At 40.8% G+C, this 13,199-nt stretch carries 14 protein-coding genes; 6 read left to right on the forward strand and 8 right to left on the reverse strand.

What is annotated here, in order from left to right:
• Positions 1-10 precede the first annotated feature (10 nt).
• Positions 11-658, reverse strand: a complete 648-nt coding sequence (locus tag H1A14_RS16740) for a sulfate ABC transporter permease (RefSeq protein WP_194777439.1) — start codon at positions 656-658, stop codon at positions 11-13.
• Positions 659-799: 141 nt separating this feature from the next.
• On the opposite strand from H1A14_RS16740, the gene H1A14_RS16745 reads away from it, so the two are divergent.
• The 6 genes from H1A14_RS16745 to H1A14_RS16770 all read left to right on the forward strand — a co-directional run bounded on the left by H1A14_RS16745 (position 800) and on the right by H1A14_RS16770 (position 6,729).
• Positions 800-1,933, forward strand: a complete 1,134-nt coding sequence (locus H1A14_RS16745) for a tol-pal system protein YbgF (RefSeq protein ID WP_228527842.1) — start codon at positions 800-802, stop codon at positions 1,931-1,933.
• A 210-nt stretch (positions 1,934-2,143) separates the two neighbouring features.
• Positions 2,144-2,626, forward strand: coding sequence for an Lrp/AsnC family transcriptional regulator (locus H1A14_RS16750; protein ID WP_194777441.1), 483 nt, complete (start codon positions 2,144-2,146; stop codon positions 2,624-2,626).
• A 155-nt stretch (positions 2,627-2,781) separates the two neighbouring features.
• Entirely contained in the window at positions 2,782-3,324 is a 543-nt protein-coding gene (locus H1A14_RS16755) for an NUDIX domain-containing protein (protein ID WP_194777442.1), read from the forward strand.
• Positions 3,325-3,341: 17 nt separating this feature from the next.
• Positions 3,342-4,715, forward strand: a complete 1,374-nt coding sequence (locus H1A14_RS16760; RefSeq protein ID WP_194777443.1) for an MATE family efflux transporter — start codon at positions 3,342-3,344, stop codon at positions 4,713-4,715.
• Between the two features lie 90 nt (positions 4,716-4,805).
• Positions 4,806-5,366 carry an acyl-CoA thioesterase gene (locus H1A14_RS16765; RefSeq protein ID WP_194777444.1) on the forward strand — a complete coding sequence of 187 codons (561 nt, stop codon included), beginning with the start codon at positions 4,806-4,808 and terminating at the stop codon, positions 5,364-5,366.
• On the forward strand, positions 5,341-6,729 hold the full coding sequence (locus tag H1A14_RS16770; RefSeq protein WP_194777445.1) for a M24 family metallopeptidase: 1,389 nt from the start codon (positions 5,341-5,343) through the stop codon (positions 6,727-6,729). Before H1A14_RS16765 ends, H1A14_RS16770 begins: the two co-directional genes overlap by 26 nt.
• A gap of 3 nt (positions 6,730-6,732) precedes the next feature.
• Here the strand turns inward: H1A14_RS16770 and H1A14_RS16775 are convergent, their stop codons facing one another.
• The 7 genes from H1A14_RS16775 to H1A14_RS16805 form a co-directional block, all read right to left on the reverse strand.
• On the reverse strand, positions 6,733-7,461 hold the full coding sequence (locus H1A14_RS16775) for a lysoplasmalogenase family protein (RefSeq protein WP_194777446.1): 729 nt from the start codon (positions 7,459-7,461) through the stop codon (positions 6,733-6,735).
• A 186-nt stretch (positions 7,462-7,647) separates the two neighbouring features.
• On the reverse strand, positions 7,648-8,823 hold the full coding sequence (locus tag H1A14_RS16780) for an MFS transporter (RefSeq protein WP_194777447.1): 1,176 nt from the start codon (positions 8,821-8,823) through the stop codon (positions 7,648-7,650).
• A 52-nt stretch (positions 8,824-8,875) separates the two neighbouring features.
• Positions 8,876-9,977, reverse strand: a protein-coding gene (prfB, locus tag H1A14_RS16785; RefSeq protein WP_194777448.1) for a peptide chain release factor 2 whose coding sequence is annotated in 2 segments (ribosomal slippage) — positions 8,876-9,916 and positions 9,918-9,977 — 1,101 coding nt in all. Because the reading frame shifts where the segments join, the coding sequence is not laid out codon by codon here.
• Positions 9,978-10,163: 186 nt separating this feature from the next.
• The gene (locus H1A14_RS16790; RefSeq protein WP_194777449.1) at positions 10,164-10,673 is read right to left on the reverse strand and encodes a hypothetical protein; all 510 of its coding nucleotides are present in this window, start codon (positions 10,671-10,673) and stop codon (positions 10,164-10,166) included.
• Positions 10,674-10,766: 93 nt separating this feature from the next.
• Positions 10,767-11,834, reverse strand: a complete 1,068-nt coding sequence (locus H1A14_RS16795) for a branched-chain amino acid aminotransferase (protein WP_194777574.1) — start codon at positions 11,832-11,834, stop codon at positions 10,767-10,769.
• A 7-nt stretch (positions 11,835-11,841) separates the two neighbouring features.
• On the reverse strand, positions 11,842-12,390 hold the full coding sequence (locus H1A14_RS16800; RefSeq protein ID WP_194777450.1) for a cob(I)yrinic acid a,c-diamide adenosyltransferase: 549 nt from the start codon (positions 12,388-12,390) through the stop codon (positions 11,842-11,844).
• A 49-nt stretch (positions 12,391-12,439) separates the two neighbouring features.
• The gene (locus tag H1A14_RS16805; RefSeq protein ID WP_228527831.1) at positions 12,440-13,159 is read right to left on the reverse strand and encodes an ABC transporter ATP-binding protein; all 720 of its coding nucleotides are present in this window, start codon (positions 13,157-13,159) and stop codon (positions 12,440-12,442) included.
• Between the last annotated feature and the right edge of the window lie 40 nt (positions 13,160-13,199).

The raw sequence follows: 13,199 nt of genomic DNA on the forward strand, positions 1-13,199 counted from the left end.
TCCTTTTAGTTTATTTATAGACTAATATATAGTAAACCAGCCAAACCAATAAAATTAAAACATAGCTCCCCAAAATCACCCAGATGCTTGTGCTTATGTTTCTTCTACTTATAGTGTGAAATCCCACGGCCAAAAAATACCAATACATCACTTCAAAGAGATTCAAAGTCTTAAGTGGATAATGGAATTTGGCAGCAACTTGGCTTGGATTGACCAAGGAAAAAAGGGAAAGAGGGTAGAAATTCTCCACTTCCCTGAAATTATCAGGGGTCTTGATGACCAAAAACCAAAGCAAACGTATGATTTCAGGAACGATGAATATCAAATAGGCCAGCATAACAAATTTCCACATGGGTCTGAATGGAATTTTATAGCCATACATAAAGGAACCTACCCAGATCAAAAAGGTAATCATGGTGATGTTCCACAAAAGTGAAAAAGGTGTCCAAAGGTAATTCAGGGTGTTTAGGATATGAAAAATGGTGAAGGTCCCTGTTTTTTCCAATTCCTCCCTTCCTGGAATCGCTTCAAGAACCAGTTCGTTGGTCAAATAACGCAATACAACAAAAAACAGAACCAAAAGAACAAAAAATAACTTACCATCGAAATTTATTAGCTCTTCTGCACGTTGTGATAATTTGGTAGGATAGGGAGACATGGTGTAAATATTTCCTTCAAATGTAGGATTTTGTTTGAATTCGGAAGTAATTTTGGAAATTAAATTGAAGAAATGCAAAAGCGTTTGAGCTGTATATTGATTGCTGTACTGCTATCGGGAGGCCTTTTCGGGCAATCCTCTATGGCCTTGCTGGAGGACATTGGCGGGGAGGAGAACCCTAAGTACTTGCTGATGGACAAGGGACTTCAATTCAGGATTACTGAAGCGGTCAACAGCATGTATAATTTTGATTTTGCCACTGCTGAACGTGGTTTTAAGGTGATGCAATACAATTATCCGGACCATCCGCTTCCTTATTTTTTGATGGGCTTGAGTGAATGGTGGAAAATCGCGATAGATACGGAAAACAAACAATTTGATGCCCGCTTTTTGGACTACATGGATCAGACCATCAACAAGGCAGAGGCCATGTACAAAAATGATCCTGAAAACAAGGAGGCTGCATTTTTTTTGGCAGGAGCTTATGGCTTTCAGGGTCGTCTTTATAGCGAGCGGAAAAGCTGGACCAAGGCTACTTTTGCCGGAAAGAATGCCTTAAAATATTTGGAACTGAGCAAGGGTGGGGAAGAGGATATGAATCCGGAATTGCTATTGGGAGATGCCCTTTTCAACTATTTTTCGGTTTGGATCCCGGAAAATTATCCCTTATTAAAACCAGTAGTTGCCTTCTTCCCAAAAGGAAACAAAGAACTGGGCTTGCGACAATTGGAAGATGTGGCCAAGAATGCATTTTATGCCAGAATCGAAGCCCAGTATTTTCTTTTTAGACTCTATGCTTCTGAAGAAAGAAAACCTTTTGAAGCCCTTGAAATCACCCAATATTTGCATCAAAAGTACCCAAACAACCCATATTTTCACCGCTTTTTTGCTAGACAGCTGTACACAGTTGGCCGAAGTGTGGAGTCTAGGGATGTTTCCTTAGAAATTCTCAGAAGGATTGATGAGAATCAATACGGATATGAAGCGAATAGCGGTAGATATGCCGCTTTCTTTGCTGCCCAATATTTTGACAAGGTAGGGCAAAGGGAAATGGCCAAAAAATATTACCTAAAAACCCTTGAATATGGTGAGGAGTCAGAAACCCAAGACAGCGGCTATTATTTGTTTGCCCTGATTCATTTAGGTAAAATGGCCAATGAGGAAGGAGATAAGGATACTGCCAAAGCTTATTTTAAAGAGGTCAAGAAGAGAGCCAAGCGAAAAGACCCAGCACATAAGGAAGCAAGAGACTTTATCAAAAAGAATAAACTTTGATTTAATCGTAACTGTTGGGAATTGTAAAATCAGCATATAATTTGAATTTTTTCAAGATCACAGCGAATTTTGCAACAAAAATTATTGATTTTCAAGAAAAAAAATAACAATATTTCGCATTTGTGCACGTTTTTTGTTGAAAATCGTTTTAAAATAATTTGAAATTATATTAACTTTGTACAACATAATATTTTGTAAAATCATCACATCATGGATAATAGCGTAAGAGTAAAATTCGACAAGATAGACAGGAAAATCCTAGAGATTCTCCAAGCTAACGCCAAGATAACCAATGCACAGCTCTCTAAAGATATAGGATTATCACCCGCACCTACTTTGGAAAGGGTCAAAAAACTGGAACAGTCAGGTATAATCAAAAGTTACCACGCCAAACTTGATCCAGAAAAAATTGGGCTCGGAGTCAGTACATTTGTGTTGGTTAGCCTCGTTGGACACAACAAAGGAAATATTGATGCTTTTATGAAAGAGATCAATACCATTCCGGAAGTGATCGAGTGTCACCACATTACGGGAACAGGTGATTTTATACTTAAAATCATTGCCAAAGACATTACTGCCTACCAAAGATTGATGTTGGAAAAAGTAAGTGAAATCAAAGAAGTGGATTCTATGCAATCCATGGTAATTTTATCTACTTTCAAAGACAGCAAAGTATTGCCTATCCCGATGTAAGCATACCATTTCTACTAAGAAGGGTGGCTGTCAGTCACCCTTTTTTTTTGTAAAATCCCGCATTTTGACTTATATACTCCTTAGATTTCTTAACGATAAATTCTAATGTAGATCTAAGTACTACTTAATCTAAAACCCGCAAAGAAATATAGACCATGAAAAAAAATCCCTGGAAGACCAAGTCCATTCAAAAGATTTACAGCAATCCCTGGATTTTGTTGGAGGAGCATCAAGTGGTCAATCCCAATGGCAAAGATGGGATTTACGGCAAGGTTCATTTTAAAAACAAAGCCATTGGAATCATTCCTCTTGATAAGGACTTGAATACCTGGATTGTGGGGCAATACCGCTATACTTTGGATGAATATACCTGGGAAATTCCTATGGGTGGAGGTCCCCTGGATATAGATTTGGTTGAAAGTGCAAAAAGAGAATTAAAGGAAGAAACTGGCTTGAGTGCTGCTAAGTGGACTTTGATTTTAAGGTTGCATACTTCCAATTCGGTTACAGATGAGGAAGCATTTGTGTTTTTGGCTGAAGAATTAACTCATGGAGAAACAGCATTTGATGAGACTGAAAAGATTGAAATCATTAAATTGCCGCTTACACAGGCCCTAGCAATGGTGGAGGAGGGTACGATCACCGATGCAATTAGTGTGGCTGGTTTACTTAAATTGGAAAAAATTAAGGGGATTTAAGTTTTTCTTTGATTTATATGTTTAAGAAAATGAATTTTCAGGAGCATTTTGGGAAGACTTTTTCTCTCGCCTACCCAGTCATGCTCAGTCAGTTGGGGCAAGTCATGGTTGGCGTTGCAGACAGCATGATGGTCGGAAGGTTGGGTCCTGAACCACTTGCAGCTGCTGCTCTAGCCAACAGTATATTTTTCGTGGTGTTGATGTTCGGTATAGGGATTTCTATGGCCATCACTCCTTTGGTAGCTGCAGCGGATGGTAATCAGAGGCATAAGCGTATTGCCCGTTTATTGAACCATGGTTTTGTGATCAATAATTCTGCTGGATTGATCTTATTTATGGTCATTATTCTTTTTTCTCCAAGTTTGTATTACATGAATCAGCCTGAAGAGGTGATTCGTTTGGCTATTCCCTATTTGGCTATCATTACTTTTTCCCTGATTCCATTTATGTTTTTTCAAACCTTCAAGCAGTTTGCAGAAGGCATGTCTCAGACCAAACAGGCCATGATCATTACCATTGGCTGTAATCTGGTGAATGTTTTCCTGAATTGGGTCTTGATTTATGGCAAATTGGGTTTCCCTGCTATGGGATTGAATGGGGCAGGTTGGGCCACCTTGATTTCCCGAATTTTGATGGCCATTGTGATGGTGTTTTATGTCTGGAACAGCAAGCGCTACCAGCCTTATAAATTGAGCTTTGGTTTCAAAAAGCTGAGCTTTCCCATGATTTCAAAAATGCTTAAAATAGGAATACCTACAGGATTTCAGTTTATTTTTGAAGTTGGCGCTTTTAGCACCGCCGCAATCATGATGGGCTGGATTGGGGTCAATGCCCTTGCTTCTCATCAAATCGCCATTAATCTGGCCTCTATCAGTTATATGATGGCTTCCGGCCTTTCAGCGGCAGCCATGGTAAGGGTTGGCAATCAATTGGGTAAAAAGGACATTGTGGCCTTACGTGAAGCCGGGTTTACGGTATTTGGTATGGTGTCCATTTTCATGGCATTCACTGCTTTGATTTTTATTCTTTTCAGGAATTTTTTGCCCACGCTGTATATAGATGATGCAGAAGTGGTACAGATGTCTGCCAGTCTTTTGGTCATAGCAGCTTTGTTTCAACTTTCAGATGGAATCCAAGTGGTTGGCCTTGGGGCGCTTCGGGGGATGGCTGACGTTAAAATTCCTACCTTAGTCACATTGGTGGCTTATTGGGTCATAGGTTTGCCTTTGGGCTACGTGTTGGCCTTTCATTTCAATTTACAGGAAAAGGGCATTTGGTATGGATTGCTCACAGGGCTTACCGTGACAGGAATCATGTTGCTTTACCGATTCCACAGACTGAGTCTGCGTTTAATCAGACCTCCTGTCGTGAAAGCTAAATTCTTTACCTGATTAGGATGTAATTTTTTTGATCAGAGAAGCTCCTATTGGGATTCAATTGCCTGTTTTGTTTTATATTAGCCAATTAGATATAAAACCGCCATGGACGAAACCCAGACCAAAGCCAAGCCTGTCAGTTTTTCTAGAACCACCATTACCGAGTTGATGATTCCAGCCTATGCCAATTTTGGGGGCAAAATACATGGGGGCATTTTACTCTCCTTAATGGATAAGGTGGCCTATGCCACTGCCACCAAGCATTGTGGTGCTTATTGTGTGACAGTTTCCGTAGACAACGTTGATTTCCTCGAACCGGTGGAAGTGGGAGAACTCGTTTCTTTGAAAGCATCCCTCAATTACGTGGGTAACAGCTCGATGGTAGTAGGCATAAAGGTGATCTCTGAAAATGTAAAAACTTCCGTAGTAAAGCATACCAACACATCGTATTTTACTATGGTAGCCAAAGGAGAGGATGACAGACCTGCACAGGTTCCAATTTTAATTTTGGAAAATGAAACTGATGTGCGACGTTTTGTGGAGTCGATTTTCAGAAAACAATACAAAAAAGATTACCGGGAAAACATGGAAGAGGCTAAAGCCCATTGGGAAGAACAAAACATAAAAAACCTACTCAAAAATGAACGCTGTATTCAACAATTCTAAACTCCTAATTCGTCCCGTCTTTTTTTTGGCCTTTGCCGTTTATTTATCATCCATTCAATTTATTCAGGCCCAACAACCCCATATTTTAAGCCAAAAGGAACAGGCAACTATTATTGATGAATGGTTACTGGATAGGATTGAAAATGTGTTGCCAGCTTTGATGCGAAGGGAAGGAATAGATTTGTGGTTGATTGTTTCCAGAGAGTATAACGAGGATCCGGTAATCAAAACATTCCTTCCCGCCACTTGGCTGGCAGCTCGGCGCACCACCATGTTGCTAATGCATGACCCGGGAGAAGGAAAAAAGATTGAAACCTTGGCAGTGGCGAGGTATGATGTGGGGAAAGCATTTTCCAAATCCTGGGACCCGGAAAAAGAGCCTGATCAATGGAAGCAACTCATTAAATTGATCCAAGAGAGAAAGCCCGATAAGATTGGCATCAACATGTCAGAAGATTATGGCCATGCGGATGGCATGAATGTATCAGACTACAATCAACTGATGGCTTATTTACCCAATGACTTAAGGGAAAAGGTGGTGTCCGCACAAAATCTTTCCGTGGGTTGGTTGGAAACCCGCACAGCAAAAGAAATGGCCAGCTATAGACACATCATGGCCATTGCCAATAAAATCATAGCTGATGGACTTTCCGAACAGGTCATTACTCCAGGAGTCACTACTACTGAAGACGTGGTATGGTGGTACAGAGAGCGTATCAAAGAGCTCAAGCTTGATACCTGGTTTCACCCCTCCGTAGACATTCAGCGGCCAGACCCAGCGGATCAAGGACATCTACGGTCTTTTGCGGTAAAGCCCGAAAGCCAGGTCATACAATATGGGGATTTATTGCATATGGATTTTGGGATTACATACCTGCGGCTGAATACGGATACACAGCAATTGGCCTATGTACTGAAACCCGGGGAGCATGAGGTTCCTGGCTTTTTAGAAGATGCGTTGAAAGTAGGGAATAAACTCCAGGATATCCTCACTGATCAATTTGTGGCAGGTCGCACTGGCAATCAAATTTTGGCAGAAGCAAGGAAGCAGGCTGCCAAAGAGGGAATCAAAGGCACCATCTATACCCATCCCATAGGCTATCACGGCCATGCCGCAGGACCTACCATTGGGATGTGGGACAATCAAGGGGATACCCCGGGTAGTGGAGACTATCCCCTTTATCCAAATACCGCATATTCAATAGAATTGAACGCTGTCGTTTTTGTGGAAGAGTGGAAAAAAGATATTAGGGTAATGTTAGAGGAAGATGCTTTTTTTGATGGAGAAAGGGTAACCTACCTCAATGGTCGGCAAACACGTATTTTACCCATACCGAGGATACAGACTTACCTAGGGAATTGACCATCAAGTAGAAGAAAATATGTTGGGATCCTTTTCAGCCTCAACCCTACTTTCAGATAAAAACTGTTTCATCATGCCACTTACTGTCAAATAGTGGCCTATGCTGGTAAAGGCAAACACTGCTGCATGCATCAGACTGTTATTCAAATATATGTCCGGACCAGTCAATAAGTCGCTTGTCAGAAATGCAAAGACACCCAACAATACAAGCACGAAACTTTTAAAGGGGACAAAAAAGCGCCTTCTGGCAGCCAAATAAAAAGCAACACAGGTAGTGATCGCATAAATGACCACTGGAATTTGGAAAACACCTAAGGTAGGTGTTAGCACATACAAGGAACCAATGAGAGTTAGAACTATAAAAAGCTCAAGCCACCCAAATCCCGGGTGCTTTTTTGGGGTTTTGTTTCTTGTGGAAAGGTAATACAAAATAGAATAACTGATCTGTGCGACTGTAAAGGTAGTTATGCCTAATATTTTGAATAAATCCTCCTCAATTTTGATCAAGAAGAAAAAGTCACCCAAAAAACTGAAAAAGATTGCGGTGAGTAAAATGGGAATCAAAGGATGCTCAATTTTTCTAAATGTCAAGATGATGCACACCACAATGATAGGAATAATACTCATTTTAAAAATATAGAATGGAACGATCCATCCCATGATACAGCTAAATACGCCCAGCATGGCAACTGCAAAATATAGCAATATGAAATGGAATTTTGTTCTAAACATTGTAAAGCCAATTTGGGAGGATTAATATAAAGTTATGGCTAATTACCAAATAAAAACAATTAAAATTCATAAATTGCTAATAATTAATTTTAAATTTTTACTATATATCATTCTATTATACTTTTTTTAAAGTATTGCATCATTGTTTCATTTTTATCACTTTTTATGTTCTTATTTTAATTCGGCTCAACTAAACTGTGGTTTTTTCTTTTTGGACAAAAACAATAGATAGAAATAGCCCAGCAAGGCACAAATGGCCCCTGAACCAAAAACCAATGGAAATCTAGTAGGATCGTTGCCATAGAGCCAACCGGACGAAAGTGCTCCTAGCCCTATTCCAGCTTCCAAGGCAATATACATAGTGGCCAATGCTTTTCCCCGGAATTTTTCGAGAGAAAGATCTATGGTCCAAGCGGTGATGGTTGGAGAATTCATCCCTACTGAACATCCAAAAACTACTCCTGAAAACAAAAGCATCTCTTTGCTGTTTGAAAACGCGATCAGAAGCATGGCAAGCACCATAGAAAGTGTCGCCGCTTTCATGACAGGTACGCGGCCGTATTTGTCAGAGGCCCTTCCTGCTATCAATCTGATGGCAAGAGATGAAATTGTAAATACAGCAAAAAAGAGTCCCTTATTTCTGATTCCCAAATGGGCTGATAAATCAGGAATGATGGTAAGCACAATACCGAAAGAAAAAACAGATAGGAATAGAACCAAAGATGGCGATAAGACCCTTTTCTCTATAATATCACCTCTATGAAGTCGAAAGTGACTTCTGGAAAGGGGTTCTTTGGTCACTAAAGTTTCTTTTAACTTCAACAAGATCAATATGGAAAGTATTGATGTAAAGGCCGCAGTGTAGAAAAGTGGATTGATGCCCCAAATTTCCGCGATATAGCCACCTAAAGCTGGGCCTGCAGCCATACCCAATGAACCAAATAGAGATTGGATTCCCATGGCTTCCCCTCTTCGGTTGAAAGGAATGATATCAGCCACATAGGCGGAGGTTCCAGTAGGAGTAAACCCAGTGGAAAAGCCATGAACAAACCGCAACAGTAAAAACCCAGCTACCGTGGTGATGATTGGATAGCAGAGGCTCACCAAAAAACAGACGGTTGCGCCAAAAATCATCACCGGGATTCTCCCAATTTTATCCGCTAATTTCCCACTGAATGGCCGGGATAGACCTGCCGTCAAGGTAAATAATGAAATGATCAAACCCTTGTAATCCTCCCCGCCCAAAGATGTCAAGTAGGAGGGGAGTTCTGGAATAATCATGTTGAAGCTTGCAAAAAAAAGAAAGGAGCTCATACAGAGCAGAAAAAAGTCAGTTGTAAAAAAGCTGGGAATGAATTTCATAGAGGCTTAAAAAAAAGAGGGGTTGGTTTTATCTAATCCAACCCCCCAGAAATCAATCTTTTTTTACCTCTTCTTCGCTTTGGGCGAGAAGGAATGCTTTAATGAAATCACCGAGATCTCCATCCAAAACAGCCTGTGTATCAGATGTTTCGTGTCCAGTACGTGCATCTTTAACCAGTTTATAGGGATGTAGTACATAGTTTCTGATCTGTGATCCAAAGTCTATCTTCAGCTTTCCAGATTCGATCTTTGCCCGTTCTGCATTTCTTTTTTCCATCTCCATCTGATAAAGTCTGGATTTTAGCATTTGCATGGCTTTTTCCCGGTTGGCCAACTGCGACCTTTCGATCTGACAAACCACCACTATTCCCGTAGGCTTATGGGTAAGTTGTACCTTGGTTTCCACCTTGTTTACATTTTGCCCTCCGGCACCGCCTGAACGGGAAGTATGCAATTCTATGTCAGCGGGATTGATGTCGATTTCGATGGTATCATCCACCACAGGATAAGCATAGACAGAAGCAAACGAAGTGTGGCGTCTGCCGCCGCTATCAAATGGTGAAATTCTGACCAATCTGTGTACACCGATTTCTGATTTCAGAAATCCATAGGCCAAAGGCCCATCAAACTCCAGTGTGACCGATTTAATTCCAGCTACCTCACCTTCCTGCAAGTCGACTTCCCGGACTTTGTATCCGTTTTTTTCGCCCCACATGATGTACATCCGCATCAGGATGGAAGCCCAGTCATTGCTTTCTGTACCTCCTGCCCCTGGGTTGATTTCCAGCATGGCACTGAGTTGATCCTCCTCACTGCTGAGCATTTTTTTCAATTCCAGGTCCTCAACAAGGGTTAAGGTTCTTCCATATTCGAGCTTGATTTCTTCTTCTGATACCTCGTCTGCGGCATAAAACTCAAACAATACCTCTAAATCCTGAAATTTGGTTTCCAGTTTTTCATAGGCACTGGTCCATGATTTTCTGGCCTGAATTTGTTTCATGGTCTTTTCGGCTTCTTCGGAATCATTCCAGAATTCCGGTTGCGTGGAGACCGCTTCTAAATCTTCTATTTCTGCTTTCTTACGATCGTAGTCAAAGATACCTCCTCAAGGCCGAAACACGGGCCTTCAAGTCTTTCAACTGGTCTGATGTCATAATTTATTTTGTTTATTGGTTCGCAAAATTGCGGAATTATTGTGTTTTAACCTAATGAAATTCAACATTGGCATGAAGCAGCAGTCGGTTTAAAATTGGAGTTAAATGCTCTTTAAACAGATGCCTGAACAGGTAATTTAGGATTTCTTCATTTTCAGATAAATCTTTGGATCCAGAATTGATCTTTCAATCAGCATCCAGATACACTATCTCAATTTTTCTCCTTCCACTTCTTTTGAAATACTTGTATTTACTTTTGGAAAGAACAAAACCTGTAGTCAACAGAGAGCCAGAAATCACCAATCCCCCGGTACTATATGACAATGAACCTTCCTGGTAGAGACTGTTGATGGTTTCAGTAGCCAATACCAATCCTCCGGCAGCAAAAGCCAGCGTACTCAGGTTTCTGATCGTACGGTTTCTTTCATCCTTGTTGCTGATGTCAATGGCAGTAATGTCTTCTGGTCTTAATATGTTCTCATTAAGCAGCAGATAATCTCTTTGGATTTCTTTGATTACATCGGTTAGAAAATAATCATAATCTTTGGTTTGATAGGTGATGATTTCACCTACCTCATATTTGATCCTTGTTTTTTGGTTGCTGCCTTTCTGCAGCAAAAGATACTTCTGTCCAAAAACCAGTTGTCCTGCGCCAAAAGTCAATAAAATCAATAATGTGGCGAAGGTTTTCTTCATGAAAATTTACAGGAATGGAAAAAAGCAGCGTTTTTTTTAAATAGAAAGTTTGAAAAAAAATCCAAGGGAATTGATTTGCGTGGATTTTCAGATTCAGACTTTGATGATCCATCCGAACGGATCTTCTGTTCTCCCATACTTAATGGCGTCCAGGGTTTCCAACACTTTCCATGAGAAAGCGCTATCTGATTTTTGAGGTAAAGTATAATCTTTGCCATTCAGGTTAATCAAAGCAATATGTGCGATTGTAGCCGCAGTACCTGTACCAAATGCTTCTTGTAACTTTCCGTTTTCCAGTGCCGATTGGAGTTCTTCAATGCTTAGAAAGCGCTCTTCCACCGGCAGACCCCAACTTCTGGCCAAAGTCAAAACGCTATCCCTTGTGATACCTTTTAGAATGGTCCCGGTGCTTACAGGGGCTGTGATCAATTTACCGTCGATCACAAACATCACATTCATGGTGCCACTTTCCTCGATATTTTTGTGGCTTTTTCCATCTGTCCAGAGCAACTGATCGTATCCCTCTTTTTGGGCGAGAAGGGCTGGATACAAGGAACCGGCATAATTTCCTGCTGCTTTGGCAAAACCTGTTCCACCCTCCGCAGCACGTGTGTAATGGGTTTCCACTTTTACTTTTACCGGTTTGGCATAATAATGGCCTACTGGGCAGGTGAAAATCATGAACTTGTAAGTCGCCGAAGGCCGAATACCCAAATAGTCATCAGTCGCAAAAATAAATGGTCTGATATATAAGGAATAGCCCGGTTTAGAAGGGATCCAATTACTATCTGTTTCCAGTAAGGTCAGCAATCCTTCCATAAACAAATCCTCTGGTACCTCAGGAATACACAAGCGTTTTGCAGATTCATTCAATCTCTTTTGGTTAGCATCTGCCCGAAAAATAAGGATCTCTCCCTGCTCATTTTTATAAGCTTTCATTCCCTCAAAAACCGATTGCCCATAATGTAGGGTGGCATTGGCCGGGTTGAGCGAAAGGGGTGCATAAGGTTCAATCCTAAAATTATCCCAGCGACCATCTTTATAGTCCGCTATAAACATGTGGTCACTGATGGTCTGGCCAAATACCAGATTATCGAAATCCGTTTGGGGCAGCTTAGAAGTAGCTGTTTTCTTTATTTTTATTTCCAAAGTTTGATTCATCATGATGCTATAATCTAGGTTCCCAAGTCACTTCTTCTATTTTCAATTCCTGTGCGATCAGCCTTCCCAAAACAAAAAGGTAATCAGAAAGTCTGTTGATGTACTTGATGATCATTTCATCTACATGCTCCAGTTCACTGAGTGCTACCACACATCTTTCGGTTCTCCGGCATACCGTTCTTGCCACATGGCAAAACGACACCACCTGATGTCCACCAGGCAAAATAAACCGAGTAAGTGGCGGAAGCGTTTTTTCCATCCGGTCTATTTCACTTTCAATTACAGTAATGTCTTCCTCGTGTAAGTCGGGCCTTTTTACTTTTTCTTTTCCAGGTACCGTCGCCAAAGTTGCTCCAATGGTAAATAACCGATCTTGAATCTCTTTGAGAAAGTCTCCTCGTTTTTCGTTGATTTCCTGATCCCTCAATAACCCTATATAGGCATTCAGTTCATCCACTGTTCCATAGGCATCGATCCTTAAGTGGGCTTTAGAAACTCTCTTGCCACCCAACAAAGACGTGGTTCCTTCATCACCGGATTTGGTATAAATTTTCATAAAAGGAAAAGCTTTGCAAAAATAATCAAAAATTGGAGAATAAATGGCATCAATGAGCCAATTCAGGCTTACCTAAATTCGGATTGGGATTGACGGTATCGGACTCCACCAGACCATCTCTTAATCTGACAATCCTATGCGCATAGTGAGCGATGTCATCTTCGTGGGTAACCATAATGATGGTATTTCCTTTTTGATGTAGGTCATGAAAAAGTCCCATAATATCATAGGAGGTTTTGGAATCCAGGTTACCGGTAGGCTCATCAGCCAAAATAATACTAGGGTCATTGACCAAAGCCCGGGCAATGGCCACACGTTGCCTTTGCCCACCGGATAATTCATTGGGTTTGTGGCTCACTCGATCCTCCAATCCCACACTTTTAAGTGCCAAAAATGCTTTATCCTGTCTATCTGATTTGTTGAAACCTGCATAGATTAGGGGAAGAGCAACATTTTCCAGACATGTGGCCCTAGGTAAAAGGTTAAAGGTCTGAAATACAAAACCAATTTCCTTGTTACGGATCTCTGCGAGCTCATTTTCAGTCATGTCGCTGACATCTTTCTGATTGAGTATGTATGTGCCCGCTGTAGGCGTATCCAAGCAACCAATGATATTCATCAAGGTAGATTTACCTGAACCTGATGGTCCCATAAAAGCTACATATTCCCCTCTATTGACAGTAATAGAAACAGATTTCAATGCTTTTACTTCCTCTAGCCCCATCCGATAAGTCTTCTGGATATCCTTGGTTTCTATAATTGTTCCCATAGCAATGTAGAATTAAGTTTAAAGTGGAATATACTACATA

Origin of the sequence: Pararhodonellum marinum, assembly GCF_015354735.1 — a bacterium.
Taxonomy (GTDB): Bacteria; Bacteroidota; Bacteroidia; order Cytophagales; family Cyclobacteriaceae; genus Pararhodonellum; species Pararhodonellum marinum.